Genomic DNA, 25,623 nt, shown 5'->3' with positions numbered 1-25,623 from the left:
GTTTTGATTCGCTGTCAACTGCCTTTTTCACCGCTTTCGACGTTAAGATCGAAACCCTCCAGAACTGCTTACTTCGGTTAACTCTTTGAAACTCAAGGAGTTTTCCGTTTCGGTTGCGCCGGAAGTGGGGCGAATTATAGATAGATTTGAGGGGGCGTCAAGCTTTGATTTCAACAAATTGTCATAAAGATCAAAAGCATCCCAAAGGGGACCCTATAAAGGCCACCAGGTGCATGCCTCTGGATCTTCAAGCCTCACAACATCGAGCGCCGCCCGCGCGGCGCTTCGCGGCCAGAGGCCGCTCCCACGCTGGAGATGGGTGTTGCGCACACCTGGCGACCCTGACGCAACCTTCAACCATGCCCCCCCAAAAAACCAAAAAAAGGCGGGCCTAACGGCCCGCCCTCTCTCACCCTAAAACCTCAAAGGCTAGGAAACGCAAACTGCGAAGCCTCATGGCTCGCCCGCTGCGGCCAGCGCTGGGTAATCGCCTTGCGCCGCGTGTAGAAGCGCACACCGTCCGGCCCATACGCATGCAGGTCACCAAACAGCGACCGCTTCCAGCCACCAAAGCTGTGGTAAGCCACCGGCACCGGCAACGGTACGTTGACGCCGACCATCCCCACTTCGATCTCATCACAGAACAGGCGCGCCGCTTCACCGTCACGGGTGAAGATGCAGGTGCCGTTGCCGTATTCGTGGTCGTTGATCAGCTGCATTGCAGCTTCCAGGCTGTTCACCCGCACGATGCACAGCACCGGGCCGAAGATCTCTTCTTTATAAATACGCATCTCGGGGGTGACGTTGTCGAACAGGCAGCCACCCAGGAAGAAGCCATCTTCATTACCCGGCACTACCAGGCCGCGGCCATCCACCACCAGTTTGGCGCCAGCCTGCAGGCCGTCTTCGACATAACCGGCCACCTTGTCGCGAGCCTGGCCGGTGACCAGTGGGCCCATGTCCAGGCCGCAGGAGGTGCCGGCACCGATTTTCAACGCCTTGATCTGTGGCGTCAGCTTGGCCACCAGGGCGTCAGCTACCTGGTCGCCCACGCACACGGCTACGGAAATGGCCATGCAGCGCTCGCCGCACGAACCGTAGGCCGCGCCCATCAGGGCGCTGACGGCATTGTCCAGATCTGCGTCGGGCATCAGCACCGCGTGGTTCTTGGCGCCGCCCAGTGCCTGCACACGCTTGCCGCGCTTGGTGCCTTCGCTATAGATGTACTCGGCGATCGGGGTGGAGCCCACGAAGCTCAAGGCTTTCACTTCCGGCGCCTGGATCAAAGCGTCCACCGCAACCTTGTCGCCGTGCACCACGTTCAACACGCCGCTGGGCAAGCCGGCCTGCAGCAGCAACTGGGCAATGAACAGCGTGGAGCTTGGGTCGCGTTCCGATGGCTTGAGGATGAAGCAGTTGCCGCAGGCGATGGCCAGCGGGTACATCCACAGCGGCACCATGGCCGGGAAGTTGAACGGGGTAATACCGGCCACCACGCCCAGCGGCTGGAAGTCGGACCAGGCATCAATGTTCGGGCCAACGTTGCGGCTGTACTCGCCCTTGAGGATTTCCGGCGCGGCGCAGGCGTACTCGACGTTCTCGATACCGCGCTTCAGTTCGCCCGCAGCGTCTTCCAAGGTTTTGCCGTGCTCTTCGCTGATCATCTGCGAGATCTTGGCTTCGTTCTGCTCCAGCAGTTGCTTGAAGCGGAACATCACCTGGGCACGCTTGGCCGGCGGGGTGTTGCGCCAGGCCGGGAAGGCGGCCTTGGCCGAATCGATGGCCCGCTGCACGGTTTGCAGGTCAGCGAGTTGAAGCTTGTGGATAACCTGACCGGTGGACGGGTTGTAGACGTCGGCGGTGCGGTCGCCGCCGGAAACCAGATCGCCGTTGATCAGGTGTTGGATGCTGCTCATGTGAAACTCCTGGAAAAGGTGCCAAGGAGCGGTCGATACCGCTCCTTCTATATAGAGGGATCAGTCGATCGCGTTCAGCGCCTGGCCAACGGCATCGAACAGGCGGTCCATGTCCTGGGCCTTGGCGTTGAAGGTTGGCCCGAACTGCAGGGTGTCGCCGCCAAAGCGCACATAGAAACCGGCTTGCCACAGCTTCATCGAGGCTTCGTACGGGCGCACGATGGCGTCGCCGTCACGCGGGGCGATCTGGATCGCGCCAGCCAGGCCGAAGTTGCGGATGTCGACGACGTTCTTGCTGCCCTTGATACCGTGCAGCGCTTTCTCGAAGTGCGGCGCCAGCTCGGCAGCCTGTTGCACCAGGCTTTCCTTTTGCAGCAGGTCCAGCGCGGCCAGGCCGGCGGCGCAGGCTACCGGGTGCGCCGAGTAGGTGTAGCCGTGCGGGAATTCCACGGCGTACTCAGGCGTGGCCTGGTTCATGAATGTCTGGTAGATCTCGGTGCTGGCAATCACCGCGCCCATGGGGATGGCGCCGTTGGTGACCTGCTTGGCAATGCACATCAGGTCCGGGGTAACGCCAAAGGTGTCGGCGCCGAACATGTTGCCGGTACGGCCGAAACCGGTGATCACTTCGTCGAAGATCAGCAGGATGTTGTGCTGGCTGCAGATCTCGCGCAGGCGCTTGAGGTAACCCTTCGGCGGTGGCAGCACGCCAGCGGAGCCGGCCATGGGTTCGACGATGACCGCGCCGATGTTCGACGCATCATGCAGCTCAATCAGCTTGAGCATCTCGTCGGCCAGGGCAATGCCGCCCTCTTCCGGCGCGCCCTTGGAGAAGGCGTTGCTGGCCAGCAGGGTGTGCGGCAGGTGGTCGACATCCATCAACTGGCCGAACATCTTGCGGTTGCCATTCACGCCACCCAGGCTGGTGCCAGCGACGTTAACGCCGTGGTAGCCACGGGCACGGCCGATCAGCTTGGTCTTGGTGGCCTGGCCTTTCAGGCGCCAGTAGGCCCGCACGATCTTCACCGCGGTGTCGCAGCACTCGGAGCCGGAGTTGGTGTAGAACACGTGGTTCAGGTCGCCGGGAGTCAGCTCGGTGATCTTCTCGGCCAGCTGGAACGACAGCGGGTGGCCGTACTGGAACGCCGGCGAGTAGTCGAGCACACCCAGTTGGCGTGACACCGCTTCCTGGATTTCCTTGCGGGTGTGGCCGGCGCCGCAGGTCCACAGGCCCGACAGGCTGTCGTAGATCTTGCGGCCCTTGTCGTCCGTCAGGTAGCTGCCTTCGGCCGCGACGATGATGCGTGGGTCGCGCTGGAAGCTGCGGTTGGCGGTGTAGGGCATCCAGTGAGCATCCAGCTTCAGCTGGCTGGCAATTCCGTTCGGAGCAGTTTCGGGCATGTTCATCTGTGCAAGACCTCGAATCAGGAGTGACGACCGTTGTTGCACCTACGTTGTCACGACGATAAAGTCTAGAAAACACGACTTTTCTAATCTTTGGTTAGCCGACGACTAAACTATGAGCCGACGCCCCGATCCACTGGCCCAGGTCAGCGATTTCGATATCCGCCTGTTGAAGATTTACCGCAGCGTGGTGGAGTGCGGCGGGTTTTCCGCTGCCGAGAACGTGCTGGGCATTGGCCGTTCGGCCATCAGCCAGCAGATGAGCGACCTGGAACAACGCCTGGGGCTGCGCCTGTGCCAGCGCGGGCGCGCCGGTTTCTCCCTGACCGAGGAAGGCCGGGAGGTGTACCACTCGGCATTGCAACTGCTGAGCGCCATTGAAAGTTTCCGCACCGAGGTCAACGGCCTGCACCAGCACCTGCGCGGCGAGCTGAACATTGGCCTGACCGACAACCTGGTGACCCTGCCGCACATGCGCATCACCCATGCGCTGGCACAGCTCAAGGACCGCGGGCCAGACGTGCGCATTCAGATCCGCATGATTGCCCCCAGCCAGGTTGAGCAGGGCGTGCTCGATGGCAGCCTGCACGTAGGCGTGGTGCCCCAGGCAAGTCCCCTGTCGGGCCTGGAGTACGAACCGCTGTACAGCGAACGCTCACTGCTCTACTGCGCGGTGGGCCACCCGTTGTTCTACGCCGCCGACAGCGAGCTGGATGATGAACGCCTGAATGGCCAGGATGCCATTGCTCCCACGTTCCGCCTGCCCGTCGAGATTCAGGCCCGCTACCAGGCGTTGAATTGCACCGCCAGTGCGTCGGACCGCGAGGGCATGGCCTTCCTGATCCTGACCGGGCGCTTCATCGGCTATTTGCCCGACCATTACGCCAGTTTCTGGGTGCAGCAAGGTCGCTTGCGGGCGCTCAAGCCCAGCGAGCGGTTTTATGACTTGAGCCTGTCTTGGGTTACCCGCAAGGGGCGACGCCCGCATTTGGTGCTGGAAAGCTTTTTGGAGAGCCTGGCAGCCACACGCTAGTGCACTTTGCTAGCAACGGTTGCTGACCAGCGGCCATCCAAAATGGCCCACAAAATAATTACAGCCTTTATTTACAAGGGCTGTAAGCGAAACGCGCATATCAAACCTGAGCAGTTGGACAGCTTTTTGCAACAGGACGTGTAACCGATACACGACCCCGTGCCGAGAGCCTCCCATGCCACCAGAATCATCGTCGCCCAACGAACTGATCTACGGTCTCAATGATCGCCCCAGCCCCATGGCCGCTATGCTCGCTGCGTTGCAGCACGTACTGGCCAGTTTCGTCGGCATCATCACCCCGCCGCTGATCATCGGCTCGGCGCTGGGCCTGACCGACCACCTGCCCTACCTGCTCAGCATGGCGCTGATGGTGTCGGGCATCGGCACCTTTATCCAGGCACGCCGCCCGTTCGGCATTGGTGCCGGCATGATCTGCCTGCAGGGCACCAGCTTTGCGTTCCTGGGCGCGGTGCTGTCCGCCGGCTTCATGGTCAAGCAGCGCGGTGGCAGCCCGGAAGACATCATGGCGATGATTTTCGGCGTGTGCTTTTTCGGTGCCGCGGTGCAGATCGTGCTCAGCCGGTTCATTGGCCAACTGCGCCGGGTGATCACTCCGCTGGTGACTGGTATTGTCATTACGCTGATCGGCATCAGCCTGATCAAAGTGGGCATGACCGACCTGGGCGGCGGCTTCAACGCCCCGGACTACGGCGCCCCCGGCAACCTGGCCCTGGGCGCGTTCGTGCTGCTGGTGATCATTTTGCTCAACCGCTCGAGCACCCCATGGGTGCGGCTATCGGCCATCATCATTGGCCTGGCGGTGGGGTGCATTGCCGCCTGGTTCAGCGGCAAACTGGTGCCCCAGGCCCTGCCTGCCCTGCCATTGGTAAGCCTGCCCATCCCCTTCAAGTTCGGTTTCAGCTTTGACTGGGCAGCCTTCTTTCCGGTGGCACTGATCTACCTGATCAGCACCATCGAAACCGTTGGCGACCTGACCGCCAACTGCATGCTGTCGCGCCAGCCCATCACCGGCCCCAGCTACATTGGCCGGCTCAAGGGCGGTGTGCTGGGCGACGGCGTCAGCTGCCTGCTGGCCGCCACCTTCAGTGCTTTCCCCAACACCACCTTTGCCCAGAACAACGGCGTGATCCAACTGACCGGCGTGGCCAGTCGCTACGTGGGCCTGTACATCGGTGCCATCCTGTTCCTGCTGGGCCTGGTGCCGGTGATTGGCGCGGTGCTGCAGCAAATTCCCAAACCGGTACTGGGCGGTGCCACCCTGGTGATGTTCGGCAGCGTCGCGGCCGCCGGTGTGCGCATCCTGGCCCAAGGGCCGCTGGACCGTCGCAACATGCTGATCATCGCTACCTCGTTCGGCGTGGGCCTGGGCGTGGCGGCGCAACCAGCCTTGCTGCACCTGCTGCCCAAGCTGGTGCAGAACCTGTTCGATTCGGCCATCACCAGCGGTGGTGTGACCGCGCTGGTCATGTGCCTGCTACTGCCCGAAGGCAAGCCTGAGGGCAACACCGGGGCGCTGGACAGCGAGGCACTTGAAACTCGCGTTTGAAGGTTTTCCGGCCCAGGCCTTGTCTAGATCCTGTGGGTGCGTTATCAACGCATTACGATGCACCCACACGATCTGTTCGGAACCGTCCATGACCCTCGAAGTCCCTGCGCACAGCGCCAATCCCGCCGGCAAGCCTGCCAGCCGTATCCGCCAGAAGAACGAAGAGACCATCATCAAGGCGGCCGAGGACGAGTTCGCCCGCCACGGTTTCAAGGGCACCAGCATGAACACCATCGCCCTCAACGCCGGGCTGCCCAAGGCCAACCTGCATTACTACTTCACCAACAAGCTGGGCCTGTACATCGCGGTGTTGAGCAACATCCTCGAACTGTGGGACAGCACCTTCAACACCCTGACTGTCGACGATGACCCTACCCAGGCGCTGACCCGCTACATTCGCGCCAAGATGGAGTTTTCCCGCCGCCAGCCCCAGGCCTCGCGCATCTTCGCCATGGAGATCATCAGCGGCGGCCAATGCCTGAACAACTACTTTAGCCAGGACTACCGCGCCTGGTTCCAGGGCCGTGCCGGTGTGTTCCAGGCCTGGATCGACGCAGGCAAGATGGACCCGGTAGACCCCGTGCACCTGATCTTCCTGCTGTGGGGCAGCACCCAGCATTACGCCGACTTCGCCAGTCAGATCTGCCGCGTCACCGGGCGCACGCGCCTGACCCGCCAGGACTTCGATGAGGCCGGCGAGCAATTGACCCGTATAATCCTCAAAGGCTGTGGCCTCACCCCTGTCCAATGATTGTTTGCGCGGATCTGTTCTGAATGCCCTCGACCCTGCTCGGCCCTTGCGAATTTCGCGAAGATATTCGCAAGAGCCGCTTCATCACCCTCGCCGCGCCCATCGACAGCGTTGCGCACGCCCAGGCGTTCATCGACCAGCACAGCGTGGCCGATGCCACCCACAATTGCTGGGCGTGGAAACTGGGCGAGCAGTACCGCAGCAACGATGACGGCGAACCCGGTGGCACCGCCGGGCGGCCTATCCTGGCCGCCATCGAGGCGCAGGACTGTGATCAGGTGGTGGTGCTGGTGATTCGCTGGTATGGCGGTATCCAGTTGGGCACCGGTGGCCTGGCACGCGCCTACGGCGGCGGCGCCAACAAGTGCCTGCAACAGGCAGAAAAGCGCGTGCTGGTGAGCCGCATTGCCGTGACCTGCTCGTGCAGTTTCAGCGAACTGGCGCTGGTGAAACTGCGCGTGAGCGAGCTGGACGGGTTGTTGGTGCAAGAGGATTTCACCGCCAATGGCGTTGACCTGCAACTGGCGCTGGGCCGCGAGCATGTACCGCGCCTGCAGCAACAACTGGCCGACCTGAGCCGCGGCCGCATCCTGCTGGAAACCGCAACCCTGGAGCTGCCGCAGGCTGCGAAGGTCCGCAAAGCGGGCCCGCGATCAACATGACACCGCCCAAGGTCCTGCAGACCTTTCCGCAGCCTGGCGGCAGCTGCGGAGGATAAGCGCAGACCGGTCAAACTTGCCCACATCTACTGTGCACCCGGTTGTGGATAAGCTCTGCGCAACCCGCGCCAGGCCTTGTGGATCAAGGCTCTCAGGCACTTGATCATTAATTGATCAATTATCTTGTGCGCAGCCAAAAAGCACCATTGATCAATCACTTATACACAGTTATCGCCATTCGGAGATAGCCGCCAACGGCTTATACCCCGCGCTGCGCCTTGCGCACAAAAACTGTGGACCAACCTGTGGATAAGCCGTGCAAGCCTGCGTTATCCGCTGACTGCAGCGCTCGCACAGGGCATTGATCACTTTTTGATCAGCCCATTTCTGATGCGCGCCTGGGCAACTATGCCCTGGCTTGGTGCCACTCCCCCTGCCGAGAGAGCGCCACAGGCCCCGGCCAGCCATTTCCTGACCCACTGGCCAGGAAATTGCTTAAGCACCAGCGTCCCATTTCAACCGAGCCTGTCATGTCCAACCCTGCGAACACCCCGCGCCTGCAACTGCGCGCGATCAGCAAGCGTTACCCCGGCTGCCTGGCCAACGACAGCATTGACCTGAGCATTGCGCCCGGCGAGATTCGCGCCCTGCTAGGCGAGAACGGCGCCGGTAAAAGCACCTTGATGAAGATCATCTACGGCGTGACCCAGGCCGATGGCGGCAGCGTGCTGTGGCAAGGCCGCGAGGTGCAGATGCGCAACCCGGCCCAGGCACGGCAATTGGGCATCGGCATGGTGTTCCAGCACTTCTCGCTGTTCGAGACGCTGACCGTGGCGCAGAACATTGCCTTGGCCATGGGCCCGGGGCAGACACCGGCGCAACTGGAACCGAAAATTCGCGAAGTGTCCACGCGCTATGGCATGCCCCTGGAGCCGGACCGGCTGGTGCACAGCCTATCGATCGGCGAACGTCAGCGCGTGGAGATCGTGCGCTGCCTGATGCAGGATATCCGCCTGCTGATTCTCGACGAACCCACCTCGGTGCTTACACCACAGGAAGCCGATGAGCTGTTCGTGACCTTGCGGCGCCTGGCCAGCGAAGGCTGCAGCATCCTGTTTATCAGCCACAAGCTGGGTGAAGTCCGGGCCTTGTGCCACAGCGCCACGGTATTGCGTGGCGGCCGGGTGTCAGGGCACTGCGTGCCGGCCGCCTGCACGGACCTGGAACTGGCGCGCCTGATGGTAGGTGACGCCGAAGGGCTAGTGGCCCAGTACCCGAAAGCCGAAGGCGGTGCGCCGTTCTTGCAGGTAGAACAGCTGGACTGGAACAACCCCGACCCATTCGGCTGTTCGCTGCGCGGCGTGGACCTGCAAGTGCGCAGCGGCGAAATCGTCGGCATCGCCGGCGTGGCGGGTAATGGCCAGGACGAACTGCTGGCCCTGTTGAGCGGCGAACAGCGCACCCAACACGCCGCAACCATCCGCTTTGCCGGCGAACCGGTCGGCACCTTGCGCCCAGACCAACGCCGCTCTCGCGGCCTGGCCTTCGTGCCCGCCGAGCGCCTGGGGCATGGCGCCGTGCCGGAAATGAGCCTGGCCGAAAACGCCCTGCTTACCGCCTTTCAGCAAGGCTTGGTACACAACGGCATGGTGCGCACGTCCAAGGTGCTGGCCCTGGCCGACGAGATCATCCGCCGCTTCGCAGTGAAAACGCCCAGTGCCCAGGCACCAGCCCGCAGCCTCTCGGGCGGCAACCTGCAGAAATTCATCCTGGGCCGCGAGATCCTGCAACAACCACGCTTGCTGGTGGCCGCTCACCCCACCTGGGGCGTCGACGTAGGCGCGGCGGCCACCATCCACCGCGCCCTGATTGCCTTGCGCGATGCCGGCGCCGCCATCTTGGTCATTTCCGAGGACCTGGACGAACTGTTCCAGATCAGCGACCGCCTTGGCGCCCTCAGCGCTGGCCGCCTGAGCGCGTTGCAGGCCACCGCACATACCACACAGGTGCAATTGGGCGGCTGGATGGCCGGCCGCTTCACCGACACCGCCAGCCCTAGCGCGGCCATGGCCGAATAACGGAGCCTTTCATGTTGCTTTCCCTTGAACCTCGCGGCCAGCAGTCGCGCCTGATGCTCTGGTGCTCGCCGCTGCTGGCGGCGCTGCTGACCCTGGGCTGCGGTTCGCTGCTGTTCATCGCCCTGGGCCATGACCCGCTGCACACCTTACATACCTTGCTGATAGAACCGGTCAGCGACCTCTACGGCATCAGCGAACTGCTGGTGAAAGCGTTGCCCATCCTGATGTGTGCCCTGGGCCTGGCCGTGGCCTACCAGGCCCGCATCTGGAACATCGGCGCCGAGGGCCAACTGCTGATGGGCGCCCTGGGTGGCAGCGCGGTGGCGGTGCACATCATCGGCATGGACAGCCGCTGGGCGCTGGTGATGGTGCTGCTGGCCGGCATAGCCGCCGGCGCCGCCTGGGCCGGGCTGACCGCCTGGCTGCGCACGCATTTCAATGCCAACGAAATCCTCACCAGCATCATGCTCAATTACATTGCCTTGAACCTGTTGCTGTATTTCGTGCACGGCCCGTTGAAGGACCCGGCCGGGTTCAACTTCCCCGAATCGGCCATGTTCGGCGATGCCAGCCGCTTGCCATTGGTGTTTGAAGGCGGACGCCTGCATGTGGGGCTGTATTTCGCCCTGCTGGCATTGGTGGCGGTGTGGGTGTTGTTGCAGAAAAGCTTCGTCGGTTTTCAGATCAAGGTGCTGGGCCTGGACCAGCGAGCCGCCGGTTTCGTCGGCTTTCGCGAGAAACGCCTGGTGTGGTTCGCCCTGTTGATCAGCGGCGCCCTGGCCGGGCTGGCCGGCGTGTGCGAAGTGACCGGGCCCATCGGCCAGTTGGTGCCACAGGTGTCCCCCGGTTATGGCTACGCGGCCATTACTGTGGCCTTTCTCGGCCGCCTGAACCCCATTGGCATCGTGTTCTCAAGCCTGCTGATGGCGTTGCTCTACCTGGGCGGTGAAAACGCCCAGATGGCCATGAACCTGCCCCAGGCTATCACCCAACTGTTCCAGGGCATGATGCTGTTCTTCCTGCTGGCTTGTGACGTGCTGATTCTCTACCGCCCGCGCCTCAACGTGCGCTGGGCCCGCCGAACCACCTCGGTCGCGACCGCAGGAGCGCTGTGATGGATATCGATCTGCTGAGCAACATTCTCTATGCCATGGTGCGATGCGGCACGCCATTGCTGCTGGTAGCGCTGGGCGAACTCATCTGTGAAAAGAGTGGCGTACTCAACCTGGGCCAGGAAGGCATGATGCTGTTCGGCGCGGTGGTGGGTTTCATCGTCGCGTTCAACAGCGGCAACCTGTGGCTGGGCGTGCTGCTGGCCATGGCGGCGGGCATGCTGCTGTCGTCGCTGTTTGCCCTGGTAGCATTGGTGTTCAACGCCAACCAGGTCGCTACCGGCCTGGCGCTGACCATCTTCGGCGTGGGCCTTTCCAGCTTCGTCGGCGCGGCCTGGGTGGGCAAGCCGTTGACTGGATTCGAGCCGGTGGCCATTCCTCTGTTGAGCAGTATCCCGCTGATCGGGCGCATGCTGTTTGCCCAGGATCTGCTGGTGTACCTGTCGTTTGCCCTGTTCGCCCTGGTGGCTTGGGTGGTGCTCAAGAGCCGCGTGGGCCTGATCGTCCAGGCGGTGGGCGAAAACCCCGACGCGGCCAGCGCCATGGGCCTGCCCGTATTGCGGGTGCGTACCCTGGCGGTGCTGTTCGGCGGCGCCATGGCCGGGCTGGCGGGCGCTTACCTGTCGCTGGCCTACACGCCCATGTGGGCAGAAAACATGAGCGCCGGCCGTGGCTGGATCGCCCTGGCCCTGGTGGTATTCGCCAGCTGGCGGGTGTGGCGAGTACTGCTGGGGGCTTACCTGTTCGGCCTGGCCAGCATCCTGCACCTGGTGGCGCAGGGGGTTGGGTTGTCGATCCCGTCGAGTTTGCTGGCGATGTTGCCGTATGTAGCGACCATTGTGGTGCTGGTGATGTTGTCGCGTGATGCGCTGCGCACGCGGCTGTATGCGCCGGTGTCGCTGGGACAGCCTTGGCAGCCCGGGCATTGATTGTGACATCCGGGCCTGTGGGATCACCTGTCTTCCGTGGGAGCGGATGGCCGGCTCTCGATCCCACAAAGCACGATCGGGGGTATGCTGGTGCTCTTTGCCTGACAATGGACTCTCATCATGAGCAAGAACGCCTTGATCATCGGCGCTTCCCGTGGCCTGGGCCTGGGCCTGGTGCAGCGCCTGCGCGAAGACGGCTGGAACATCACCGCCACGGTGCGCAACCTCAACACTGCTGATGCCCTGCATGCCGTGCCCGGCGTGCGCATCGAAAAACTCGACATGGACGACGCCGGCCAACTCGCCGCGCTGGGCGATGCACTGAAGGGCCAGGTCTATGACCTGCTGTTCGTCAACGCCGGGGTCAAGGGCCCCAACGACCAGAGCGTCGACAAGGTCAGCCCGGAAGACATCGGCGCACTGTTCTACACCAACGCCGTGGCGCCGATCCGCCTGGCACGCCACTTCAGCGGCCAGGTGAGCAGCCAGGGTGGCGTCATCGCCTTCATGAGCTCGGTGCTGGGCAGCGTGACCATGCCCGATGCGCCGGAGTTGGCGCTGTACAAGGCCAGCAAGGCCGCGTTGAATTCCATGACCAACACCTTCCTCGGCACCCTGGGCGACACCTCGCTGACGGTGCTGAGCCTGCACCCGGGCTGGGTGAAGACCGACATGGGCGGCGAAGGCGCCGACCTGGACGTGGAAACCAGCACCCGCGGCCTGATCGATCAGGTCAATGCTCACGCGGGCAAGGGCGGCCATCATTTCGTCAATTACCGGGGCGAGACGATTCCCTGGTAATACGCTAATATCTGCCCGCGCCCCGGCTCTGCATGAACGGCGCGCCCCTGGATCAGCAGACAGGGCAATCACTGAGCTGGCTAACCTGAACGCAACTGTCAGAGGAGCCGGCTCATGCCCGCACCCCGTATATGGATCAAAAACCCTCTCGCCCTGTTTACCGGCAACGACCTGGACGGTCGCGGCGGTGTGGTGGTGCAAGACGGCGTCATCACACAAGTACTGGCGCAAGGCCAAAGCCCCTCGCAACCCTGCCAGCAGGTATTCGATGCTCGCGAGCACGTGGTGCTGCCGGGCCTGATCAACACCCATCATCACTTCTACCAGACCCTGACCCGCGCCTGGGCGCCGGTGGTCAACGAGCCGCTGTTCCCTTGGCTGAAAACCCTGTACCCGGTATGGGCGCGGCTCACCCCGGAAAAACTGGCGCTGGCCACCAAAGTCGCGCTGGCCGAATTGTTGTTGTCCGGTTGCACCACCGCCGCCGACCATCACTACCTGTTCCCCGACGGCCTGGAACAGGCCATCGACGTGCAGGTGGGGGTGGTGAATGAACTGGGCATGCGCGCCATGCTTACCCGCGGTTCCATGAGCCTGGGCGAAGCCGATGGCGGCCTGCCGCCGCAACAGACCGTGCAGCAGGGCGAGGTAATCCTGGCCGACAGCCAGCGCCTGATTCAGCGCTACCATCAGCGCGGCGCCGGCGCGCGAATCCAGATCGCCCTGGCGCCCTGCTCGCCGTTCTCGGTCACCCCCGAGATCATGCGCGCCAGTGCCGACATGGCTGAAACGCTGGACGTACGCTTGCACACCCACCTGGCCGAAACCCTGGACGAGGAAGACTTCTGCCTGCAACGCTTCGGCCTGCGCACCGTGGACTACCTGGACAGCGTCGGCTGGCTGGGCCCGCGTACCTGGCTGGCCCATGGCATCCACTTCAACCCCGATGAGATCGCCCGCCTGGGCGCCGCAGGTACCGGCATTTGCCATTGCCCGGTGTCGAACATGCGCCTGGCGTCGGGCATCTGCCCCACCATGGACCTGCTGGCCGCCGGCGCGCCCATCGGCCTGGGCGTGGACGGCTCGGCCTCCAACGACGCGTCGAACATGATCCTCGAAGCGCGCCAGGCGCTGTACCTGCAACGCCTGCGCTACGGTGCCCAGGCCATCACCCCCGAGCGCGTGCTGGGCTGGGCCACCCGCGGTTCGGCGCAACTGCTGGGGCGCGATGACATTGGCGAGCTGGCAGTGGGCAAGCAGGCCGACCTGGCCCTGTTCAAGCTGGATGAACTGCGCTTTTCGGGCAGCCATGACCCGTTGAGCGCATTGTTGCTGTGCGGCGCCGATCGCGCGGATCGGGTGATGGTTGGCGGCGAATGGCGCGTGGTTGATGGGCAGGTGGAAGGGCTGGATGTGCAGGGCCTGATTGCCGATCACCGCCAAGCGGCGCATGCCCTGATCAACGCCATTTGACCCTGTGGGAGCTGGCTTGCCAGCGAGCTTCAGAGGCCGCAAAAGCTCGCTGGCACGCCAGCTCCCACAGTCGTGTCAAAGCCCCAGAAAGGCCAGCATGATGAAGGTGGCGAACAGCACGAAGTGGGTCATGCCTTCGATGGCGTTGGTCTCGCCGTCGTTGAGGTTGATGGCGCTGACAATCAGAGTGATGGCGATCATCACTGTCTGCACCGGCGTCATCGCCATCTGGAACGGCTGGCCGGTGTACAGGGCCATGGCCTCCATCACCGGCACGGTCAGAATCACCGTCGACAACGAAGCCCCCAGCGCCACATTCACCGTGGACTGCATGCGGTTGGCCAACGCTGCCCGCAGCGCCGTGAGAATTTCCGGGGCCGCCGAAATGGCCGCAACGATTATCGCCATCAGCACGGGCGGCGCACCGCTGCCCTCCAGGCCGTAGTCCAGGGTCTTGGACATCACCTCGGCCAACGCACCAATCACGAGCACCCCGAATACCAGCGTGCCGATCGACAGCGGCAGGTTGATCGGCGTGGGCTGCACACCCCCAGCCTGGCGACGTTTTTTCTTCGGGTAACTGTAACTGAAGAAATAACTGTGCGGCCCCACCTGCATGCGCAGGAACACCGTGTACAGAATCACTGTGGCGCCAATGGTGAACGCCGAATACAGCTTCCAGTCTGCCTGGGGAATGAACTCGGGCACCACCATGGAAATACCCATGGCCGTCATGATCATCACCCCATAGGAGCGCGCGGAGTCATCGTTGTACACCTGCTCGCCGTGCTTGATGCCGCCCATCAGCGCGCACAGGCCAAGGATGCCGTTGATGTCGAGCATCACCGCCGAATAGATGGTGTCACGCACCAGCGTCGGCGATGCCTCGTTGCTCATCATGATGGCCAGTATCACCACCTCCACCAGCACCGCTGACAGGGTCAGGATCATGGTGCCGTAGGGGTCGCCCACTTTCTCCGCCAGCAGCTCCGCGTGCTGGGCCACCTGCACCGACGCGCAGACGATAGCCCCTACCAGCACCACGCCGGCCAGCAAGGCAATGCCATGACCATGCCCCATTAGCCAAGGCTCCAGCGGGAAGGCCACGCAGGTGACGATCAACGCCAGCAGCAGGTATTTCTCTTGCTTGAATAAAGTCAGCATCAAGGTGCCCAGCGAACGGTCGTTGAGCTAGTGACTGTAGCCGGTGGCAGATGGTTTCCCACGCACCAGCACAAAGCAATTCCCGCAGGCCGCGCACCACCGTAGCCGCTGCCGTCAGGCTGCGCTGGCCCACTGGTACGCGCGCGTTCTCCAGTGAAGTATAGGGCCAGCGCAGCCTGGCGGCAGCGGCTACAGAAATCCAGGCGTGCCGTTTCTGTTTGTTGTCCTGTTGGTCAATTTTTTGCATTGGCCTGCTGCACACACAACAACATGGAGCTTCGAACACTCATGCAAAAACGCCCGTTGAAGACGCTGTTAGGGACTATCGCTGCGGCTATCGGCCTGGCCACCAGCCTTGCGGTCAGCGCCGCCGACCCGCTGAAAATCGGTTTTGTCTACGTAGGCCCCATCGGCGACCACGGCTGGACCTACCAGCACGAGCTGGCCCGCAAACAACTGATGGAAAAGATGGGCGACAAGATCAGCACCAGCTACGTCGAGAACGTGCCTGAAGGTGCGGACGCCGAGCGGGTGATCCGCAACATGGCCAAGGACAAGTACGACCTGATCTTCAGCACCTCGTTCGGCTACATGAACCCTACTGCCAAGGTCGCCCAGCAGTTCCCCAAGGTTATTTTCGAGCACGCCACCGGCTACAAGCAGGGCAAGAACCTGGGCACCTACCTGGCGCGTACCTATGAGGGCCGCTACGTGGGTGGCTTCCTGGCGGCCAAGATGACCAAGACCAAGAAGGTCGGCTACGTGGCCTCGTTCCCGATTCCGGAAGTGATCCGCGACATCAACGCCATCCAACTGGCCCTGAACAAGTACAACCCGGGCACCGAAATGAAAGTGGTGTGGGTCAACTCCTGGTTCGACCCGGGCAAAGAGGCTGACGCCGCCAACGCCCTGATCGACCAGGGCGCCGACGTGATCTTCCAGCACACCGACAGCCCGGCCCCCATCCAGACCGCTGAACGCCGTGGCGTGTACGCCGTGGGTTACGCCTCGGACATGGCCCACTTCGGGCCCAAGGCCGTGCTGACCTCCATCGTCAACAACTGGACGCCGTACTACACCCAGACCACTCAGAACGTCATCGACCACACCTGGAAGTCTGAAGACTACTGGGGCGGCCTGAAAGACGGCACCGTCGAACTGCCGATCAGCGACATCGTGCCGGCTGACATCAAGGCCCAGGCCGAGCAACTGATCGCCAGCATCAAGAGCGGCGAATTCCAGCCCTTCACCGGCCCGATCAAGGACCAGGCCGGCGAGGTGAAAATTCCGGCTGGCAGTTCCGCCACCCTCGCCGACCTGGCCGGCATGAACTACTACGTCGAAGGCATCACCGCCAAGCTGCCTCAATAACAATGAGACGGGCCGTCTTCCGGGCCGGCCCCACAGGATATAGCTGATGGAATCACTTCCGATCATCGACATTGCCCCGCTGTATGACAGCGACCGCCAGGGCTTGCTGGCCGTGGCCAAGGCCATCGACCATGCCTGCCGGCACTGGGGTTTCTTCTACATCACCGGCCACCCGATCAGCGCCGGGCGAATAGCCGAGCTGCAGGAGGCGGCAAAAACCTTCTTCGCCCAGCCGCTGGCCGACAAGCTGAGTATCGACATTACCCAAACCCGCCATCACCGCGGCTATGGCGCCATCGCCACCGAGCAACTGGACCCCAGCCTGCCCAGTGACCTGAAGGAAACCTTCGACATGGGCCTGCACCTGCCAGGCGACCATCCAGACGTGCTGGCCGAAAAGCCCTTGCGCGGCCCCAATCGCCACCCGCAGTTGCCGGGCTGGCAAACACTGATGGAAACCCACTATCAGGACATGCAGGCCCTGGCCCAGACGCTGCTGCGCGCCATCGCCCTGGCGCTGGACATTGAAGAAGACTTCTTCGACCAACGCTTCGAGCAGCCGGTCAGCGTGCTGCGCATGATTCACTACCCGCCGCGCCAGACCGCCAGCTCGCCCGACCAGCAGGGTGCCGGAGCCCACACCGATTACGGCTGCATCACCTTGCTGTACCAGGACAGTGCTGGCGGCCTGCAGGTGCGTAACGTGGATGGCCAGTGGATAGACGCGCCGCCCCTGGACGGCACCTTCGTGGTCAACCTCGGTGACATGATGGCGCGCTGGAGCAACGACCAGTACGTGTCCACGCCGCACCGGGTGATCAGCCCGCTGGGCATCGACCGCTACTCCATGCCGTTCTTTGCAGAACCCCACCCCGACACCCGCATCGAATGCCTGCCAGGCTGCCAGGACATTGGCCATCCGGCCAAATACCCGCTCACCACCTGTGCAGAATTTCTGCTGTCGCGATTCGCCGATACCTACGCCTATCGACGCGAGCAGGCCGAGGCGATCTGAACCGGCTGGTCAGGTTATCGCTCATACGGGCGATAACCTCTGTAGAATGCGGCCCATTGCACCTTAAGAGACACCGTTATGTACGATTGGCTGAACGCCCTGCCCAAGGCAGAACTGCACCTTCACCTGGAAGGTTCGCTGGAACCCGAGCTGCTGTTCGCCCTGGCCGAGCGCAACAAGATTGCCCTGCCTTGGAACGACGTGGAGACCCTGCGGGCGGCCTACGCCTTCAATAACCTGCAGGAATTCCTGGACCTGTACTACCAGGGCGCGGACGTGTTGCGCACCGAGCAGGACTTCTACGACCTGACCTGGGCCTACCTGCAACGCTGCAAGGCGCAGAACGTGATTCACACCGAACCGTTCTTCGACCCACAGACCCATACCGACCGTGGCATTCCTTTCGAAGTGGTGCTCAACGGCATCAACCAGGCGCTCAAGGACGGCCGCGAGCAACTGGGTATCGGCAGTGGCCTGATCCTCAGCTTCCTGCGCCACCTGAGCGAAGAACAAGCGCAGAAAACCCTGGACCAGGCCCTGCCGTTCCGTGATGCGTTCGTGGCCGTGGGCCTGGACAGCTCGGAAATGGGCCACCCGCCCAGCAAGTTCAAGCGCGTGTTCGACCGTGCCCGTGGCGAAGGCTTCCTGACCGTGGCCCACGCCGGCGAAGAAGGTCCGCCCGAGTACATCTGGGAAGCCCTGGACCTGCTCAAGATCCAGCGTATCGACCACGGCGTGCGCGCCATCGAGGACGAACGCCTGATGCAGCGCATCATCGACGAGCAGATCGCGCTGACCGTGTGCCCGCTGTCCAACACCAAGCTGTGCGTGTTCGACCACATGAGCCAGCACAACATCCTCGACATGCTGGAACGCGGCGTGAAGGTTACCGTCAACTCCGACGACCCGGCCTACTTCGGCGGCTACGTGACCGAGAACTTCCATGCGCTGTACAAAGACCTGGGCATGACCCAGGACCAGGCCAGACGCCTGGCGCAGAACAGCCTGGATGCACGCCTGGTCAAGCCCTGATCTGACGGCCGCGCCCGCCACCCTGCAGGAGCTGCGGGGCGGCCATCCGTCGCCAGGCTGCGAAAAGTTTCGCAGGACCTTCGGCGTTGTCAGGTCGATCGCAGGCCCGCGGTGCGGGCCTTCGCAGCCTGCGTCAGCTCCTACGAGGCGGTTACAGGTTTTGCGTCAATTCTTCGAGGGTACGCCCCCGTGTCTCGATGCCGAACCACCACACCACCAGCGCCGCCAGCACGAAACATAAGGCCCCCAGGGCAAACACCCCGCCCTGCCCCGTCAGAGGGAACACCAGCCCGGTAACCATCGGCCCCAGCAACGAACCCACCCTGCCAATGGCTGACGCAAAGCCCGAACCGGTTGCCCGTGCCGACGTTGGGTACAGCTCTGGCGTGTAGGTGTACAGCACCGCCCACATGCCGAACAGAAAGAACTGCATCAACAACCCGGAGCCGATCAGCAGCCCCAGGTTGCCGCCAAACACCGCACTCTGGCCGTAGACAAACGCCATGGCCCCGCCCCCCAGCAGCGTCAGCACGCACGTGGGCTTGCGCCCCCAGCGCTCCACCAGCCAGGCGGCCATCAGGAAGCCGGGAATGCCACCCAGGGAAATCAGCACCGTGTAGTACACCGACTGCGTGACGGCGAACCCCGACTGCTGCAACAGAGCCCCCAGCCACGACGTGAGGCCATAGAAACCCAGCAACGCAAAGAACCACAGGCTCCACAGCATCAACGTGCGCTGGCGATACACCGGCGACCACAGTGCCGCGAACGCCGCGAAAAAACCACCCGGCACGGGCGCCTGGCGCGCCATGAGCACAGGCTCCGGCAACGGCGCGCCGCCCAGTGAACGACGTACCTTGGCCTCGATGTGCGACAGCACCCGGTGCGCCACCTCATGCTGGCCCGAATGCTCCAGCCAGCGCGGCGACTCGGGAATGAAAAAGCGCACGGCCAGCACGAACACCGCCGGAATGGCCAGTACCAGGAAAATCGCCCGCCAGCCAATCACCGGCAACAGCCAATACGACAGCACCCCCGCCGCGACAAACCCCAGCGGCCAGAATCCGTCCATCAAGGCAATGTAGCGCCCACGCTGACGCGCCGGAATCAACTCCGACAGCATCGACTGGGCAATGGGAAACTCCATGCCCATGCCGAAGCCCAGCAACACCCGGAACAGCGTCAGGGTTTCCAACTGCTGGGCGGTGGAGCACAGGTAACTGGCCACGCCCCACAGCACAATGCTCCACTGGAATACCGGCTTGCGGCCAAAACGGTCGGCCAGCATGCCCGACAGCGAGGCACCGACCACCATGCCGAAAAAGCTGGAACTGGCCAGCAGCCCGGCCTGGGCAGTGCTCAGGCCGAACTCGGCTTTGATCGAGCCCAGCAGGAAGGTCATCATTGCCAGGTCCATGGAGTCGAACAGAAACGCCAGGGCAATGACGATGAAGATCAAGCGGTGATAGCCGCTGACGGGCAAGCGCTCCAGGCGTTCCGCCGCGCTGAATCCTTGGAGGGGCATAGGCAGGTCCTCGATGCAGTTGTCCTGCCTGGAGTGTGCGTGAACGACACGCCAGCCTATGCCTGACAGCGACCCCGCAGCCCCCGTAAGCGACGCCGCCAGCTCTGAACCGGGGGCGCCGCACAACATGGCTGGCTAAACCGGAGCGGGCGCGGCCACCTCACGGGCCATGTTGGCGATTTCCCGCACGCCGGCCTGGGTCACATGCAGCACCCGCGACTCGTCACTCATGCGCAGCCACCCCGACTGCAAGAACAGCCGCAGCAGGCTGGCGCCCAGTGCGCCGCCCAGGTGGGGCCTGCTGTTGCTCCAGTCGCAACAGGCGCATATGGCCTGGTCCTGATGGCTGGCCAGCGCCTGCAAATAGATGCCCAGGCTGGCGAGGCGCTCCACCCCCTTCTGCGTGGCCTCCAGCCGCTGGTCGTGTTGCTCCAGCCAACCGGCGTCCAGCAACCGCTGGAACAGATCGGCCGACAGTTCGCCCCCCAGGTGGTCATGGCACAAGCGCGCCTTGCGCATCGACGGCGGTGCCGGTGGCAAGTTGGCCAATGCCAGGCCCTGAGGGATGTCGGGGCGCCCCGCCCAGACACTGGCCAGGGCTTCCACCGCCGTGCCGACCTGGGGCGTGGCCAGCTTGAAGAAACGCTTTCGGCCCCTGGCTTCAAGCTTCAACAGCCCCCCTGCCGCTAGCCTGGCCAAGTGCGCGCTGGCCGAGGAAGGTGTCAGTCCCGCAAGCGTTGCCAGCTCTTCGGAAGCCCGGGCAGAACCGTCAATCAACGCCCAGATCATTGCACTGCGCTTGGGATCGGCCAACAGTATGGCGATCTGGCTGATGCTCGGTGCGTATTCCATGTATTAACTCCCTGTCGAAACACTCTGTTTGACCCTTGCAATCAAGGGTCAGTTAAACAGCTCCAACGAAAGAGGTTGAAAGTACCAGGGCAATCGAAACTTCAGGACAGGCTGCATGTCTAGTTCCCGGAAACAGCATTTACCGGCTTCGGTCAACTGATCTTTGGCAACTGGGTTTGGCACACCATTGGCTCCAAAAAATCTCGTATTCTATTGCCCGTGGAAACAGCCCCATGGATGAAAGAGGCAAACTATCTCAGACCGGGCAGGCTGGCCTCTCTCGCTGGCAATGGCTGCCCGGACATTATAAGCGTACGAATTTGTACTAGTTGATATAAGACGCCACGAAAGACCCGCGCAGGCGGTGTGTTGGCAAACCACGGCCAGGTGACCGCCTTGTAAAAACCCCACTTGCTGCACCGGCAAAAGGTGGGCGAGCGCGTTAACTCAATGCTTTGCCGGAATGGAAACGGGTTCTTATTTCCAATAGCGGAAGTATTTACCTACAGCCAAAGTAAAAAAAAGAGGCAATACCTGTCCGCCACTTACTACAAGCCCGGATAACTTCCGGACAGTTCGGCACATCCTTTTCGCAGGCGATCTCGTAATAAATTGATCGGTTTGCTCAACTGCGCGCGGTGGGCACACAGCAGGTTGAGAGGCGTGCGCTCACCCGCCAAGTGAGGCATCAGCACTTCCAGGCGACCTTCACGAACATCTGCGGCAACGTCCAGCCAGGATTTGTAGGCAACCCCCACACCCGCCAGCGCCCAACGCCGCACCACGTCGGCGTCGTCGCTGAAACGGTCGCCACGCACTGTCAGGCCGATTTCACGCTTGCCGTCGGCGAAGCGCCAATGGTCATGAACGCGCCCGCCCAGCATGAACAACAGGCAATTATGCTGGGCCAGTTGCTCCACCTGGCGCGGCCGGCCATGGGCCGCCAGGTACGCGGGCGATGCGCACAGCACGCGACGGTTATGCGGGGCGATGGGCAGCGCCACCAGGCTGGAGTCTTCCGGTTCACCGTAGCGCAATGCCAGGTCCACCGGCTGGCGAAACAGATCGGCTATGCGATCGCCCAGCAGCAGGCGTACCGACAGCCCCGGGTGAGTTTGCTGGAACTCGTCCAACCAGGGCAGCAACGCATTGCGGCCGAAATCCGAAGGCGCCGACAGCTGGATCATCCCGTTGACCTGCTCCTGCCCACGCGAGAGTAACTGGCGCCCTTCATCCAGGCTGCTCAATGCCGCCCGTGCGTATTCCAGAAAGCCCTCGCCCTCGGCCGTCAGGCGCAAGCTACGGGTGGAACGCGCCAGCAGGCGTGCGCCCAACTGCGCCTCGATGCGTTTGAGCGCAGCGCTGGCCACGGCCGGCGAAAGGTCCATGACCCGAGCGGCGGCGGACAGGCTGCCAAGGTCGGCGGCACGTACAAACAGTTGCAGGTCGTCAAATCGCAGCATGGCCATTATCAAAATAATATTGAAAGAGACTGTGCTTTTAGCCGGTTTTACCCCTGATGAAAATAGCCAATGATGGGCACACCTTTTTCGTCGCCCTGCCGCTGGCAGCGACAGCCACTCTGGAGCCTGTTCATGAAAGCCATTGCCTATTACGCGTCACTGCCCATTAGCGACCCTGCCGCCCTGCAGGATGTGGAATTACCCGCACCCCAGCCAGGGCCGCGTGACCTGCTGGTAGAGGTCAAGGCCATCTCGGTGAACCCGGTGGACACCAAGGTTCGCCAGAACGTGGCCCCCGAAGCAGGCGCCGCCAAGGTACTGGGCTGGGACGTGGCTGGCGTGGTGCAGGCGGTGGGCGCTGACGTCAGCCTGTTCAAGCCTGGTGATAGAGTGTATTACGCCGGTTCAATTGCCCGGGCGGGCGGCAACAGCGAGCTGCACGTGGTGGACGAGCGGATTGTCGGGCGCATGCCGGCCACCCTGGGCTTTGCCGATGCCGCCGCGTTGCCGCTCACGGCCATCACGGCCTGGGAGCTGCTGTTCGAGCGCCTGCAAATCAACCAAGGCAAGGCCAACGAAGGCCAGAGCCTGTTGATCGTCGGCGCCGCCGGTGGCGTGGGCTCGATCCTGACTCAGCTGGCCAGCCAGCTCACCGGCCTGACCGTGATCGGCACCGCCTCCCGCCCCGAAACCCGCCAATGGGTACGCGAGCTGGGCGCCGACCACGTCATCGACCACAGCCAGCCACTGAGCGCCGAACTCAAGCGCCTGGGCCTGGGCCCGGTCACCCACGTGGCCAGCCTGACCCAGACCGACCAGCATTTAGCTGAACTGGTGGAGGCACTGGCGCCACAAGGCCGCCTGGCGCTGATCGACGACCCCAAAGCGCTGGACATCGGCCTGCTCAAGCGCAAGAGCCTGTCGTTGCACTGGGAGTTCATGTACACCCGCTCGCTGTTCGAGACGCCAGACATGATCGAGCAACACCACCTGCTCAACCGCGTGGCCCAGTTGATAGACGCGGGCACCTTGCGCACCACCGTCGGCGAGCATTTCGGCCGCATCGATGCCGCCAACCTGAAGCGCGCCCACGCCCTGCTGGAAAGTGGCACGGCACGCGGCAAGATTGTGCTGGAAGGGTTTTGACCCCGTAATCCAATCCGTAGCCGCTGCCGCGACGCGGCGGTTACGCGAACGTTACCTACCGTCAGTCCAAAGGTTGCCCCGAATCAATTCATCTTCACTTACCAGCGCTACACTTGAGGCCTCTGACCCCCGGAGGAATCAGCCATGAAAATAGTGCTTACCGAACTGACGAGGGAAAGCGGCAGCCACTGGCAGGTACGCCTTGACCAACATGTGGTCACCTTCCGCAGCGAGCCCGAGGCTCGGGCTTTCATCGAAACCCTGCAATCACGGCTGGCCGCGCCCCACCGGCTACCTTATCGCCAGCAGAGCGCTGCCAGTTAAGCGCCGCGCGAGCGTCGCACCCACTGGGTCAGTACCGCCAGCACCACGGCCAACAGGCCACAGCCGCTGATCACCAGTGCCATGGGAATGGCGCTGCCGTCGTATAGCGCGCCCACCAGCGACGCAGAACCGGCGGCTACGCTGAACTGCAGGCAGCCCAGCAGCGCGGAAGCACTGCCGGCGCGCGCGCCCTGGCCGTTCATGGCGCATGCCGAGGCATTGGGAATGATGCAGCCCAGGCTGGCAATGCAGACGAACAACGGAATCAGCAGCGGCCACAATTGCGTGGTGTGCAGCGAGCACACCGCCAACAGCATCAAGGCGGCGGCCAGGTAGACCCATACCGCGCGGGCCAGCAGCAACGCCGGGCCACGCTTGGCCAGCATTCGCGCATTGATTTGCGCCACCAGGATGAAGCCTGCGGCATTGCTGCCGAACAGCCAGCCATAATGCTCGGCCGGCACGCCATAGAGCTTGATGAACACGAACGGCGACCCGGCCACGTAGGCAAACATGCCGGCCATGGCTACGCCGCCGGTCAGGGCGTTGCCCATGAACAGCGGGTCCTTGATCAGCGCCACGTAGCGGCCCAGTGCACCGCTGAGTGGGTGGCGCGGATGATGGGCTGGCATGCTTTCGGGCAAGCCGAGGGCCACGGCCACTCCCGCCAGGGCACTGAAACCGGTCAGCAGTAAGAAAATCCATTGCCAGCCCAGGGTGTTGACCAACAGGCCACCCAGCATCGGCGCCAGGATAGGCGCCAGGCCCATCACCAGCATCAATTGCGAAAAAACTTTAGCCGAACCCACCGCATCGCATTTGTCGCTGACAATGGCCCGCGACAGCACCATGCCCGCGCAGCCGCCCAGTGCCTGAATAAAGCGCGCCGCAATCAGCCACTCCAGGCTCGGCGCGAACGCGCAGGCCAACGAAGACAGGGTAAACAGGGCGACGCCCACCAACAGCGGTACCCGCCGGCCGAAACGGTCGGCGATCGGGCCGTAGGCCAACTGGCCAATGGACAGGCCGAGGAAATAGGCCGCCAGGGTCAGCTGAATGTGTTGCTCGTCGGTGCCGAACGCCTGGGCCATGGCCGGGAAGCCCGGCAGGTAGAAGTCGATGGCCAGCGGCCCGAACGCGCTGAGCGCGCCGAGAATGAGGATGGTTCTGAGGTTCATCAAGGATCCAGTGCAGTGCTGCAAACAGGGCAACGCAACAGTTTAACCGCAGTGGATCCCCAAAGGCCAAGCACGCGACCCTTTGCCGCTCAGGCCACGCTGTAGCCTTCTTCCTTGATGGCGTCGGCGATGGCGGCCGCCGGCTGCTGGCTCTGCACACGCACGGTGGCGCTGGCCAGGTCGACCTCCACTACCGCGGCCGGGTCCAGTGCCTGTACGGCCTGGGTGACCGCCCGTACGCAGTGCCCGCAGGTCATGCCTTGCACGTTGAACTCTTGCATGCTGATGCCTCCTGAAACGAGATGAAGGGATAGTTTCAACCTTGCCATCATGACAAGGTCAAGTTCTGCGCTTGCCTGCCGGGCTGGAAATAAACGTCCGGCTCCGCCAAGCTGAGGCATCGAAGATCTATTGTGTAGGAGAAAGGCGCCATGCGCAGGTCCGTTTCCCGCCTGATGGGCGTCCTGGGTCTGATGACCCTGTCGCTTTGGGCCAATGCCGAAAGCATCCAGGACTACAGCGTCCTGATCGTTTCCCGTGAGCGCCTGGAAGTGGGCACTCCGTGCGAACTGGGTATCTACATTGGTGATAACAAGGTGGGCCGGCTGTTCCAGGAACAGGAAGTGTCGTTCAACCTGCCGCCCGGCAGGGTGGTGGTACGGCTGATGCAGGAGCCCGGCCAGGCCCCTGGCTGTGCGCCCGGCCTGCCTGCAGCCAACGCCACGGCCATCGACCTGCATGCCGGCCAGGTGCAGAAATACCGCATCGCCAACGGCCCCAACGGCATGTACCTGAAGCTGGCGCCGCCCGACCAGTATTGACTGCCTGAC

General features: G+C 63.0%; 23 protein-coding genes. 15 read left to right on the top strand and 8 right to left on the bottom strand.

The window, feature by feature from the left end:
* Positions 1-422 precede the first annotated feature (422 nt).
* A complete protein-coding gene (locus PMM47T1_RS11655) occupies positions 423-1,916 on the bottom strand; it encodes a CoA-acylating methylmalonate-semialdehyde dehydrogenase (RefSeq protein ID WP_008368835.1) in 1,494 nt (497 codons plus the stop codon).
* A 60-nt stretch (positions 1,917-1,976) separates the two neighbouring features.
* Positions 1,977-3,323, bottom strand: coding sequence for an aspartate aminotransferase family protein (locus PMM47T1_RS11650; protein ID WP_008368833.1), 1,347 nt, complete (start codon positions 3,321-3,323; stop codon positions 1,977-1,979).
* A gap of 112 nt (positions 3,324-3,435) precedes the next feature.
* On the opposite strand from PMM47T1_RS11650, the gene PMM47T1_RS11645 reads away from it, so the two are divergent.
* From PMM47T1_RS11645 to PMM47T1_RS11605, 9 genes are all read left to right on the top strand, one after another.
* The gene (locus tag PMM47T1_RS11645) at positions 3,436-4,353 is read left to right on the top strand and encodes a LysR family transcriptional regulator (RefSeq protein ID WP_008368831.1); all 918 of its coding nucleotides are present in this window, start codon (positions 3,436-3,438) and stop codon (positions 4,351-4,353) included.
* Between the two features lie 175 nt (positions 4,354-4,528).
* Complete coding sequence (locus PMM47T1_RS11640) at positions 4,529-5,920, top strand: uracil-xanthine permease family protein (protein WP_043300929.1); 1,392 nt, start codon at positions 4,529-4,531, stop codon at positions 5,918-5,920.
* Positions 5,921-6,008: 88 nt separating this feature from the next.
* Complete coding sequence (locus PMM47T1_RS11635; RefSeq protein WP_008368829.1) at positions 6,009-6,671, top strand: TetR/AcrR family transcriptional regulator; 663 nt, start codon at positions 6,009-6,011, stop codon at positions 6,669-6,671.
* Positions 6,672-6,694: 23 nt separating this feature from the next.
* Entirely contained in the window at positions 6,695-7,333 is a 639-nt protein-coding gene (locus tag PMM47T1_RS11630; RefSeq protein WP_008368828.1) for an IMPACT family protein, read from the top strand.
* Positions 7,334-7,860: 527 nt separating this feature from the next.
* Complete coding sequence (locus PMM47T1_RS11625) at positions 7,861-9,408, top strand: ABC transporter ATP-binding protein (RefSeq protein WP_008368827.1); 1,548 nt, start codon at positions 7,861-7,863, stop codon at positions 9,406-9,408.
* Between the two features lie 11 nt (positions 9,409-9,419).
* The gene (locus PMM47T1_RS11620) at positions 9,420-10,523 is read left to right on the top strand and encodes an ABC transporter permease (RefSeq protein ID WP_008368826.1); all 1,104 of its coding nucleotides are present in this window, start codon (positions 9,420-9,422) and stop codon (positions 10,521-10,523) included.
* Complete coding sequence (locus PMM47T1_RS11615) at positions 10,523-11,449, top strand: ABC transporter permease (protein WP_008368825.1); 927 nt, start codon at positions 10,523-10,525, stop codon at positions 11,447-11,449. The genes PMM47T1_RS11620 and PMM47T1_RS11615 overlap by 1 nt, the downstream gene beginning before the upstream one ends.
* Before the next feature lie 120 nt (positions 11,450-11,569).
* Positions 11,570-12,250: an SDR family oxidoreductase gene (locus PMM47T1_RS11610; protein WP_008368824.1), complete on the top strand. Its 681-nt coding sequence runs from the start codon at positions 11,570-11,572 to the stop codon at positions 12,248-12,250.
* A gap of 114 nt (positions 12,251-12,364) precedes the next feature.
* The gene (locus PMM47T1_RS11605; protein WP_008368823.1) at positions 12,365-13,723 is read left to right on the top strand and encodes an 8-oxoguanine deaminase; all 1,359 of its coding nucleotides are present in this window, start codon (positions 12,365-12,367) and stop codon (positions 13,721-13,723) included.
* A 75-nt stretch (positions 13,724-13,798) separates the two neighbouring features.
* Here the strand turns inward: PMM47T1_RS11605 and PMM47T1_RS11600 are convergent, their stop codons facing one another.
* Entirely contained in the window at positions 13,799-14,887 is a 1,089-nt protein-coding gene (locus PMM47T1_RS11600) for a calcium:proton antiporter (protein ID WP_008368822.1), read from the bottom strand.
* A 288-nt stretch (positions 14,888-15,175) separates the two neighbouring features.
* Here PMM47T1_RS11600 and PMM47T1_RS11595 point away from each other — a divergent pair, with 288 nt between their 5' ends.
* The 3 genes from PMM47T1_RS11595 to PMM47T1_RS11585 all read left to right on the top strand — a co-directional run bounded on the left by PMM47T1_RS11595 (position 15,176) and on the right by PMM47T1_RS11585 (position 18,305).
* Positions 15,176-16,258 carry a BMP family ABC transporter substrate-binding protein gene (locus PMM47T1_RS11595; RefSeq protein WP_008368821.1) on the top strand — a complete coding sequence of 361 codons (1,083 nt, stop codon included), beginning with the start codon at positions 15,176-15,178 and terminating at the stop codon, positions 16,256-16,258.
* A 46-nt stretch (positions 16,259-16,304) separates the two neighbouring features.
* Positions 16,305-17,273: a 2-oxoglutarate and iron-dependent oxygenase domain-containing protein gene (locus tag PMM47T1_RS11590; protein ID WP_008368820.1), complete on the top strand. Its 969-nt coding sequence runs from the start codon at positions 16,305-16,307 to the stop codon at positions 17,271-17,273.
* Positions 17,274-17,351: 78 nt separating this feature from the next.
* Entirely contained in the window at positions 17,352-18,305 is a 954-nt protein-coding gene (locus tag PMM47T1_RS11585) for an adenosine deaminase (RefSeq protein WP_008368818.1), read from the top strand.
* Between the two features lie 151 nt (positions 18,306-18,456).
* Here the strand turns inward: PMM47T1_RS11585 and PMM47T1_RS11580 are convergent, their stop codons facing one another.
* The 3 genes from PMM47T1_RS11580 to PMM47T1_RS11570 form a co-directional block, all read right to left on the bottom strand.
* On the bottom strand, positions 18,457-19,830 hold the full coding sequence (locus tag PMM47T1_RS11580; protein WP_008368816.1) for an MFS transporter: 1,374 nt from the start codon (positions 19,828-19,830) through the stop codon (positions 18,457-18,459).
* 135 nt (positions 19,831-19,965) lie between these two features.
* On the bottom strand, positions 19,966-20,682 hold the full coding sequence (locus tag PMM47T1_RS11575) for an ArsR/SmtB family transcription factor (protein ID WP_008368814.1): 717 nt from the start codon (positions 20,680-20,682) through the stop codon (positions 19,966-19,968).
* Positions 20,683-21,230: 548 nt separating this feature from the next.
* The gene (locus PMM47T1_RS11570; RefSeq protein WP_008368811.1) at positions 21,231-22,145 is read right to left on the bottom strand and encodes a LysR family transcriptional regulator; all 915 of its coding nucleotides are present in this window, start codon (positions 22,143-22,145) and stop codon (positions 21,231-21,233) included.
* A gap of 132 nt (positions 22,146-22,277) precedes the next feature.
* Between PMM47T1_RS11570 and PMM47T1_RS11565 the strand changes: the two genes are divergently transcribed.
* Positions 22,278-23,291, top strand: a complete 1,014-nt coding sequence (locus tag PMM47T1_RS11565; RefSeq protein ID WP_008368809.1) for a zinc-binding alcohol dehydrogenase family protein — start codon at positions 22,278-22,280, stop codon at positions 23,289-23,291.
* A 144-nt stretch (positions 23,292-23,435) separates the two neighbouring features.
* Entirely contained in the window at positions 23,436-23,615 is a 180-nt protein-coding gene (locus PMM47T1_RS11560) for a hypothetical protein (protein WP_008368808.1), read from the top strand.
* On the opposite strand, the gene PMM47T1_RS11555 is transcribed toward PMM47T1_RS11560, so the two are convergent.
* Positions 23,612-24,793: a multidrug effflux MFS transporter gene (locus PMM47T1_RS11555; protein ID WP_008368806.1), complete on the bottom strand. Its 1,182-nt coding sequence runs from the start codon at positions 24,791-24,793 to the stop codon at positions 23,612-23,614. The genes PMM47T1_RS11560 and PMM47T1_RS11555 overlap by 4 nt on opposite strands.
* A gap of 89 nt (positions 24,794-24,882) precedes the next feature.
* Positions 24,883-25,074: a heavy-metal-associated domain-containing protein gene (locus PMM47T1_RS11550; RefSeq protein ID WP_008368804.1), complete on the bottom strand. Its 192-nt coding sequence runs from the start codon at positions 25,072-25,074 to the stop codon at positions 24,883-24,885.
* A 150-nt stretch (positions 25,075-25,224) separates the two neighbouring features.
* Between PMM47T1_RS11550 and PMM47T1_RS11545 the strand changes: the two genes are divergently transcribed.
* Complete coding sequence (locus tag PMM47T1_RS11545) at positions 25,225-25,614, top strand: hypothetical protein (protein WP_008368802.1); 390 nt, start codon at positions 25,225-25,227, stop codon at positions 25,612-25,614.
* The last annotated feature ends 9 nt before the right edge of the window (positions 25,615-25,623 follow it).

Source organism: Pseudomonas sp. M47T1 (genome assembly GCF_000263855.1).
In the GTDB taxonomy this organism is placed as follows: domain Bacteria; phylum Pseudomonadota; class Gammaproteobacteria; order Pseudomonadales; family Pseudomonadaceae; genus Aquipseudomonas.
Note: the sequence above shows the minus strand (reverse complement) of the source record. Positions and strands in the feature narration are given on the sequence as shown.

What these genes read in the sequence shown, in the direction of transcription:
- PMM47T1_RS11605 (WP_008368823.1), top strand. Translation starts at nt 12,365, where the DNA reads ATGCCCGCACCCCGTATATGGATCAAAAACCCTCTCGCCCTGTTTACC.
- PMM47T1_RS11560 (WP_008368808.1), top strand. Translation starts at nt 23,436, where the DNA reads ATGAAAATAGTGCTTACCGAACTGACGAGGGAAAGCGGCAGCCACTGG.
- PMM47T1_RS11640 (WP_043300929.1), top strand. Translation starts at nt 4,529, where the DNA reads ATGCCACCAGAATCATCGTCGCCCAACGAACTGATCTACGGTCTCAAT.
- PMM47T1_RS11620 (WP_008368826.1), top strand. Translation starts at nt 9,420, where the DNA reads ATGTTGCTTTCCCTTGAACCTCGCGGCCAGCAGTCGCGCCTGATGCTC.
- PMM47T1_RS11590 (WP_008368820.1), top strand. Translation starts at nt 16,305, where the DNA reads ATGGAATCACTTCCGATCATCGACATTGCCCCGCTGTATGACAGCGAC.
- PMM47T1_RS11630 (WP_008368828.1), top strand. Translation starts at nt 6,695, where the DNA reads ATGCCCTCGACCCTGCTCGGCCCTTGCGAATTTCGCGAAGATATTCGC.
- PMM47T1_RS11650 (WP_008368833.1), bottom strand. Translation starts at nt 3,323, where the DNA reads ATGAACATGCCCGAAACTGCTCCGAACGGAATTGCCAGCCAGCTGAAG.
- PMM47T1_RS11545 (WP_008368802.1), top strand. Translation starts at nt 25,225, where the DNA reads ATGCGCAGGTCCGTTTCCCGCCTGATGGGCGTCCTGGGTCTGATGACC.
- PMM47T1_RS11585 (WP_008368818.1), top strand. Translation starts at nt 17,352, where the DNA reads ATGTACGATTGGCTGAACGCCCTGCCCAAGGCAGAACTGCACCTTCAC.
- PMM47T1_RS11600 (WP_008368822.1), bottom strand. Translation starts at nt 14,887, where the DNA reads ATGCTGACTTTATTCAAGCAAGAGAAATACCTGCTGCTGGCGTTGATC.
- PMM47T1_RS11570 (WP_008368811.1), bottom strand. Translation starts at nt 22,145, where the DNA reads ATGCTGCGATTTGACGACCTGCAACTGTTTGTACGTGCCGCCGACCTT.
- PMM47T1_RS11595 (WP_008368821.1), top strand. Translation starts at nt 15,176, where the DNA reads ATGCAAAAACGCCCGTTGAAGACGCTGTTAGGGACTATCGCTGCGGCT.
- PMM47T1_RS11565 (WP_008368809.1), top strand. Translation starts at nt 22,278, where the DNA reads ATGAAAGCCATTGCCTATTACGCGTCACTGCCCATTAGCGACCCTGCC.
- PMM47T1_RS11610 (WP_008368824.1), top strand. Translation starts at nt 11,570, where the DNA reads ATGAGCAAGAACGCCTTGATCATCGGCGCTTCCCGTGGCCTGGGCCTG.
- PMM47T1_RS11580 (WP_008368816.1), bottom strand. Translation starts at nt 19,830, where the DNA reads ATGCCCCTCCAAGGATTCAGCGCGGCGGAACGCCTGGAGCGCTTGCCC.
- PMM47T1_RS11645 (WP_008368831.1), top strand. Translation starts at nt 3,436, where the DNA reads ATGAGCCGACGCCCCGATCCACTGGCCCAGGTCAGCGATTTCGATATC.
- PMM47T1_RS11555 (WP_008368806.1), bottom strand. Translation starts at nt 24,793, where the DNA reads ATGAACCTCAGAACCATCCTCATTCTCGGCGCGCTCAGCGCGTTCGGG.
- PMM47T1_RS11550 (WP_008368804.1), bottom strand. Translation starts at nt 25,074, where the DNA reads ATGCAAGAGTTCAACGTGCAAGGCATGACCTGCGGGCACTGCGTACGG.
- PMM47T1_RS11615 (WP_008368825.1), top strand. Translation starts at nt 10,523, where the DNA reads ATGGATATCGATCTGCTGAGCAACATTCTCTATGCCATGGTGCGATGC.
- PMM47T1_RS11625 (WP_008368827.1), top strand. Translation starts at nt 7,861, where the DNA reads ATGTCCAACCCTGCGAACACCCCGCGCCTGCAACTGCGCGCGATCAGC.
- PMM47T1_RS11655 (WP_008368835.1), bottom strand. Translation starts at nt 1,916, where the DNA reads ATGAGCAGCATCCAACACCTGATCAACGGCGATCTGGTTTCCGGCGGC.
- PMM47T1_RS11575 (WP_008368814.1), bottom strand. Translation starts at nt 20,682, where the DNA reads ATGGAATACGCACCGAGCATCAGCCAGATCGCCATACTGTTGGCCGAT.
- PMM47T1_RS11635 (WP_008368829.1), top strand. Translation starts at nt 6,009, where the DNA reads ATGACCCTCGAAGTCCCTGCGCACAGCGCCAATCCCGCCGGCAAGCCT.